The 6,883-nt window shown below is 47.6% G+C and carries 5 protein-coding genes and 1 rRNA gene; 2 read left to right on the forward strand and 4 right to left on the reverse strand.

What is annotated here, in order from left to right:
- Nucleotides 1-2: 2 nt before the first annotated feature.
- On the forward strand, nucleotides 3-1,058 hold the full coding sequence (gene dinB, locus FTT63_RS07595; protein WP_127800460.1) for a DNA polymerase IV: 1,056 nt from the start codon (nucleotides 3-5) through the stop codon (nucleotides 1,056-1,058).
- 466 nt (nucleotides 1,059-1,524) lie between these two features.
- Nucleotides 1,525-1,878, forward strand: a complete 354-nt coding sequence (locus tag FTT63_RS07600) for a RidA family protein (RefSeq protein WP_005181474.1) — start codon at nucleotides 1,525-1,527, stop codon at nucleotides 1,876-1,878.
- A 38-nt stretch (nucleotides 1,879-1,916) separates the two neighbouring features.
- On the opposite strand, the gene FTT63_RS07605 is transcribed toward FTT63_RS07600, so the two are convergent.
- From FTT63_RS07605 to rrf, 4 genes are all read right to left on the reverse strand, one after another.
- Nucleotides 1,917-2,450 (reverse strand): DUF2726 domain-containing protein, encoded by a 534-nt coding sequence (locus FTT63_RS07605; RefSeq protein ID WP_005181471.1) that lies wholly within the window; start codon nucleotides 2,448-2,450, stop codon nucleotides 1,917-1,919.
- 313 nt (nucleotides 2,451-2,763) lie between these two features.
- Nucleotides 2,764-5,163: a YgiQ family radical SAM protein gene (locus FTT63_RS07610; protein WP_180192143.1), complete on the reverse strand. Its 2,400-nt coding sequence runs from the start codon at nucleotides 5,161-5,163 to the stop codon at nucleotides 2,764-2,766.
- Between the two features lie 126 nt (nucleotides 5,164-5,289).
- The gene (locus FTT63_RS07615; RefSeq protein WP_180192144.1) at nucleotides 5,290-6,519 is read right to left on the reverse strand and encodes an MFS transporter; all 1,230 of its coding nucleotides are present in this window, start codon (nucleotides 6,517-6,519) and stop codon (nucleotides 5,290-5,292) included.
- Between the two features lie 185 nt (nucleotides 6,520-6,704).
- Nucleotides 6,705-6,819, reverse strand: a 5S ribosomal RNA gene (gene rrf / locus FTT63_RS07620).
- Nucleotides 6,820-6,883: the final 64 nt, after the last annotated feature.

The raw sequence follows: 6,883 nt of genomic DNA on the forward strand, positions 1-6,883 counted from the left end.
CCATGAGAAAAATCATTCATATTGATATGGATGCGTTCTATGCCTCGGTCGAGCTAAAAGAGCGTCCAGAGTTACAACATCTGCCGGTGGTGGTGGCATCACATCATCCGCGTGCAGTGATTGTGGCCGCGTCCTACCCGGCGCGGGTGTTTGGGCTGCGCTCGGCCATGTCGATGAGTCAGGGCCGGAAACTGTGCCCGCAGGTAATTGTACTGGAACCGAATTTTCAGAAATACCGGGAAGTGTCGGCACAAATCCATCAGATTTTTCAAAAATATACTGCAATCATTGAACCGCTGTCGCTCGATGAAGCCTATCTGGATGTTAGCGAAAACCTGCAGCAACTCCCCAGCGCCACAGAAGTGGCGATGCGCATCCGCGAAGATATTTTTCAGACCACCGGCCTTACTGCATCTGCCGGTGTGGCACCCAATAAATTCCTGGCCAAAATTGCCTCGGACTGGCATAAACCGAATGGTCTCTGCGTGATCAAGCCTTCGCAGGTGCAGGCCTTTATTCAGGATTTACCCTTAAAGAAAATTCCTGGCGTGGGCAAGGTCATGCAGGAAAAGCTGAAGACCTTGGGTCTGGAGACCTTGGGCGATCTGCAACAGGTCGAAGAAGGCCTGCTGATTCAACGTTTTGGTAAATATGGCAAACGCCTGTTTTTATATGCGCAAGGCATTGATGAGCGCCCGGTCCAGGCCGAACGCAAACGCCAGCAGATTTCCAAAGAAATCACCTTTGATGATGATTATGTCCTCAGCCAATGTACACCCTACTGGCCACAACTGCTGCAACAGGTCTGGGCCAGTCTGGAAAAAAAGCAGCTTTGCGCCCGCGGCGTGTCGGTCAAACTGAAACTGAAAAACTTTCAGGTGTTGCAGCACAGCAAAAGCTTTCAGCATATTTTTACTCATCCGCAGCAGCTGGCACAGGCGCTGCAGCTGTTAATTGAGGAAATGCATATTTCGCCCCAGGAACAGTTCCGGTTAATTGGCGTGGGAGTTTATCAACTATCCTCACCAGCACAGCAGCCGCAGCTCAGTCTACTTTAGGCTTAAAATTGTGCAGGAATTGATCAAAAGAATAAAAATGATACAAAATGCGCTTCACAATAGGCAAAATTAGAGTAATCTATCTGCGCAATACATTTATCCATGTATGTGCTGAGATGCTGAAAATCACCTTTACTTTCAGCATGCTGTCCTGTGATTGGCGTGATGATCTATCCGAATATTACAGGACAACTCTGACGTTCCCATGGATGGCTGTATCGTCTCCCGCCTCGTTGTACATTCTTCTTTTTATCTGATTTTCTATCGCATTATCCCGATCTATTCCATTCAGATCACTGGCTTTTTACGTCCTATCATTGTCCCTGTCGATTTAAACTCACCACAAGATTGATGAATTTCTGCACCAACTCCGGCAGCGCTGGTGTTCTGTACTGGCGCTTCATGGCAATATAGTCACATTGCCGGAGCAGCCAAGGTGCTGCTTACCCATCTACAGGATTTTGTTATGACCGTACAACGTTTACATGTCGCACAGCGCTATTCAGAAATTGCCATTTCAGGCCATCTGGTGCATTTGGCCGGCCAGCTGGCAGAAGACACCAGCCTGGATATTCGCGGTCAGACCCGCCAGACCCTTGAGATAATTGACCGTTTACTGGCTGAAGCCGGTACCGATAAAAGTCATATCATGTCGGTCATGATTTTCTTAAAAGATATCGAGCAGGACTATGCTGCCATGAATGAAATCTGGGATGCCTGGGTCGCCGATATTGAAGCGCTGCCCCGCACCTGTGTGGAAGCCAAGCTGTATCAGCCCGAAGTCCTGGTTGAAATGACTGTGGTCGCGGTTAAACCATAAAAATTTGAGATAAAAAGCATCTGTTTAGATGCTTTTTTTCAACCCAACGCGCCCATTCTGCGCGCTGAGGCCGGATAGAACGCCAATTTCTTTTTTGGCAGATCAAGCGCCTCCAGATTTTCAGCGCCCTCCAGTAACCCAAATTCTTCACGCAACTGCTGATATTCCGGCACCTGATCAAAGCTGATTACGGTATAACCGGCCATCCGCAGCAATTCATTCTGATACTGAATATGCTGACGTTTTAAGGTCAGGGTATCATCCAGGGTAATCACGGCCAGTACCTGATAAGCATCATCCAGCACCACAAAGTCCGCCACCATATTGCGGTATTTATTGCGGGTACGCGGCAGTTTGGTGGTCAGTAGCGCATCAAAAGACACATGGGTCAGCACGGTATGGGTCGGTAAAATTTCTTTCAGCCGGGTATAGGTCAGCTGCTCATTCAAACTGAAAATAGCGCGGCGTTTCAGGGTACTGTCGGTCTGGCGTTTGGCCTGAATGGCATGCCTGGCTGCCATGATGAGCAACCCTGCCAGAATAAGACTTGCGAGAATAATATAAACAGTCATGAGGTTAATCCTTTAATACTCTATTCTTATAATTTATTCGGTATCTCACCGATTATTTTTCAAATACAAGTATAACGTTTTGCTTATTATAAATAGGTTAAATTTAAGAAACTTAAAGCAATGCTGACGAAAGATGCATAAACACTGACAGTCTGTTGCAGAGCAAGTTTCCAGGAAAAACCATCTCCTTGTTTTTCCTCAAGCTAATGTATACCAACTTTTATGAGCTTCACAATTCTTTTCAAACCGATTGTCTGACAAATCCGACAAAATGTGAACCAGAAAAAGGACGCACTTGGCGTCCTTTCCTGATTTAAGCACGAGATTTTGGCTTAGACTTACCTTTGGCCTTTGCACCGCCAAATGGACGTTTTTCGCCGGTTTCACGTGGAGGCAAACCGGTATGCTGGGTCAACATCTGGCCTTTTTTCGGACGATTCGACTGACCCTGATTTTGCCCTTGGCCACGGTTGCCATGCTGACCGGTACGTTTCTGTGAATCTCCGGCCAGGGTCGAGTTTTTCTTACGCACTGACTGGTACTGCCCTTCCGTACCTTGCGGCTGATAGGTCGGAATCAGATGCTGCTTGGAATTGCCAATCAAATCGGCACGGCCCATCTCTTTTAAAGCCTCACGTAACAATGGCCAGTTGTTTGGATCATGGTAACGCAAGAAGGCTTTGTGCAGACGACGACGTTTCTCTCCTTTCACAATATCGACATCTTCGGTATAACGCGCCACTTTGGCCAGCGGGTTTTTACCGGTGTAATACATGGTGGTGGCTGTGGCCATTGGCGATGGATAGAAGGTCTGTACCTGATCGGCACGGAAACCATTCTTTTTCAGCCAGATCGCCAGGTTCATCATGTCGTAGTCGGTGGTGCCCGGATGCGCCGCGATGAAATACGGAATCAGATACTGTTCCTTGCCGGCTTCCTTGCTGAAACGATCAAACATTTGCTTGAAGCGGTCATAGGTACCAATACCGGGCTTCATCATCTTCGATAACGGACCTTTTTCGGTATGTTCCGGTGCAATCTTCAGATAACCCCCAACGTGGTGGGTCACCAGTTCACGCACATATTCCGGATTCAGTACCGCCAGGTCATAACGCAGACCGGAACCAATCAGAATCTTTTTAATGCCTTTAATCGCACGTGCTTTACGGTACAGCTGGGTCAGTGGTGCATGATCGGTATGCAGGTTCTGACACACGCCCGGGAATACACAAGACGGCTTACGACAGTTCTTTTCAATTTCCGGATCTTTACAGTGTAAACGGTACATGTTGGCGGTTGGACCACCTAAGTCCGAGATAATCCCGGTAAAGCCCGGTGCGGTATCACGGATTTTTTCCACTTCACGCAAAATCGACTCTTCCGAACGGTTCTGGATGATACGGCCTTCGTGTTCGGTAATCGAACAGAACGTACAGCCCCCAAAACAGCCACGCATGATGTTCACCGAGAACTTGATCATGTCGAACGCCGGGAAACGTGCATCGCCATAAGCTGGATGTGGCAGACGTGCATATGGCAGGTCAAACACATAATCCATTTCTTCAGTGGTCAATGGAATTGGTGGTGGATTAATCCAGACATCACGCTCGCCGTGTTTTTGCACCAAAGCACGTGCGTTGCCCGGGTTGGTTTCCAAATGCAGAATACGGTTGGCATGTGCATACAGCACAGGATCATTGGCCACGTCTTCAAAAGATGGCAAACGAATAACCGCCAGTTCACGTGGTGGCAGTTTATGCTTAATGGCTTTTGAGGCCGGTTGCAGCTGAACAATCTGCGTATCGGCATCCAGGTTGTCGCCTTCACGGACAATCGGATTGGCCACCATTTCTTTTTGGAAATTCTGGTACTGGCTTAAGCTGTTACCCTTTTCTTTTTCAACTTCACAGCCATCAATATCTTCGGTCATCACATAGGGGTTGATGATCGGATCGACACGGCCAATGGTATCGACATCATTGGAGGCGATTTCGACAAACTTGGCTTTGGCCGCACGGTTATGTTTATTGATAATAAAGGCAGTACCGCGCACATCGGTGATATCGGTAATTTTTTCGCCTTTGGCCAGACGGTGCATCACTTCAATAATGGAACGCTCGCCATTACCGTACATCAATAAATCGGCTTTTGAATCCATCAGAATTGAACGACGGACTTTATCTGACCAGTAATCATAATGCGCAATACGACGCAGTGAACCTTCGATCCCGCCAAGCAACACCGGCACATCCGGGAAGGCTTCACGACAGCGCTGGCAATACACGGTTGCAGCACGGTCTGGACGTTTGTTCGGGACATTGTCTGGTGAATAGGCATCATCCGAGCGGATTTTGCGGTCCGCGGTATAACGGTTGATCATCGAGTCCATATTGCCGGCGGTGACGCCCCAGGCAATATTCGGTTTACCTAAGGCACGAAAGGCCTCGACATTGGTCCAGTCAGGCTGCGCGATAATTCCGACCCGGAAACCTTGCGCTTCCAGCACACGGCCAATAATACCGGATACAAAAGATGGATGATCAATATAGGCATCGCCGCAGACCAGAATAAAGTCACAGCTATCCCAGCCGAGTTGGTCCATTTCCTCGCGTGACATCGGCAAAAATGGCGCGGGTTCAAAACATGACGCCCAATATTTGTCGTAATCAAACAACGCTTTCGGCGCGGTTTGAGCGGTATAAGCAGTAGACATGGCTAGCAATTCTCGGCTGGCAGATGGAAGATCAGAAAAGATCGAAAGATCGAAAGATGAAAGCCGAATATTTTAGCATGAATTCCAAGTCGCTTGCTTGATTATAATTTATACAAAATCAAGTTTTTAATTTTTCATCTGTGCCGTGGGTGCAGTGCTGCTTAATTTTTTCAGATATAGGGTCAATATCAGGCCCAACAACAGCAGACTTGCGATAAAGATCAATAAACCAGGCCAGTCCCAGCGCTCCCAGATCAGACCGCTACCACTGCCGAGCACGCTCGAGCCCAAGTAATAGCAGAACAGATATAAAGATGAACCCACCGCCCGATACTGTAATGATTGCACGGTCACCCAGCTGCTACAAAGAGAATGCGCTGCAAAAAAAGCAAAGGTAAAAATCAGCAGCCCGACTAACACGACCGCCAGCTGATTCAGTAACATTAGCGCCAGACTGGCCCACATCACCAGCAGCATCAACGGTAACACTTTTTCCCGGCCAAACTTTTGTCCCCACTGTGCTGCCCGTGGTGAACTGTAAATTCCAGCCAGATAGGCCACAGAAATCAGCCCGATCCAGGTTTGTGGCAAAGCAAAAGGCGCATCCAGCAGATGATAGCTCATGTAGTTAAATACCGAGACAAAGCATCCCATTAGAATAAAGCCCTGAAGAAACAGAATTCTTAATTTTGGATCGGCCAGATTTTTGGCAAAGGCCTGTTTAAAGCGCGATAACTGAATCGGATAGGACTGGAAATTCCGGGAATTGGGCAACAGCCAGTAAAACAGAATCGCAATCGCCAGGTTACTCACACCAATGATTAAAGTTGCATATTGCCAGGAAATAAAATCCACCAGGACTCCGGCAATTAAACGGCCACTCATGCCGCCAATTGCGGTGCCTGAAATATATAAGCCCATGGCAAAGCCAACATCTTTGGCCGCAATTTCTTCGCCAATATAGGTCATTGCCACCGCGGCCACCCCACTGACTGCCATGCCAATCAGGACACGGGTGCTGAGAAAAAATGACCACTGTGGCAATAAAGCACTGGCTATTAACAGTAAGGCCGCAGAGAACAATGCCACGACCATAATCTGTTTACGCCCGACCCGATCTGAAATCAGTCCGGTAAATAATAGAGCGGCGGCCAAAGCAAAGGTCGAAAAAGATAAGGGAAAACTACTTTGGGTCGGACTGACCTGAAAGAACTGGGCCAGAATCGGCATCATCGGTTGAACACAGTACAAGGCAGAAAAGGAGGCAAAACCGGCCAAAAACAAAGAGAGAAGAATGGCCTTAAACTGAGGAGAATCGTGCTCAATTTGCTGAGTCTGGCTTTGGGAATCTGACATATACACTCCAATTATATTATGAGTATACGCCGGTTCCGGTTAAATTGGGGGCTTCAATTTCAACCGATTAAAAGCTGGTTTAAACGGAGAGAAGAACCCTCGATAAATTCTACTTTCTTAAGCACACAAATTTTCTGCATAAAAAAATCCCCCTGCTATTTAAGCTAGGGGGATTTTGAATAATGAGCTGGCGATGACTTACTCTCACATGGGTAACCCCACACTACCATCAGCGCTAAGAGGTTTCACTTCTGAGTTCGGGAAGGGATCAGGTGGTTCACTCTTGCTATTGTCGCCAGCACAACTGTTATGGACTTGTTCGGGTCTTAGTTACTTTGCTTAAGCTTGATGCTTTTGCATGTAA

The sequence above is a fragment of the Acinetobacter sp. C15 genome, from assembly GCF_013420645.1.
GTDB lineage: Bacteria > Pseudomonadota > Gammaproteobacteria > Pseudomonadales > Moraxellaceae > Acinetobacter > Acinetobacter indicus.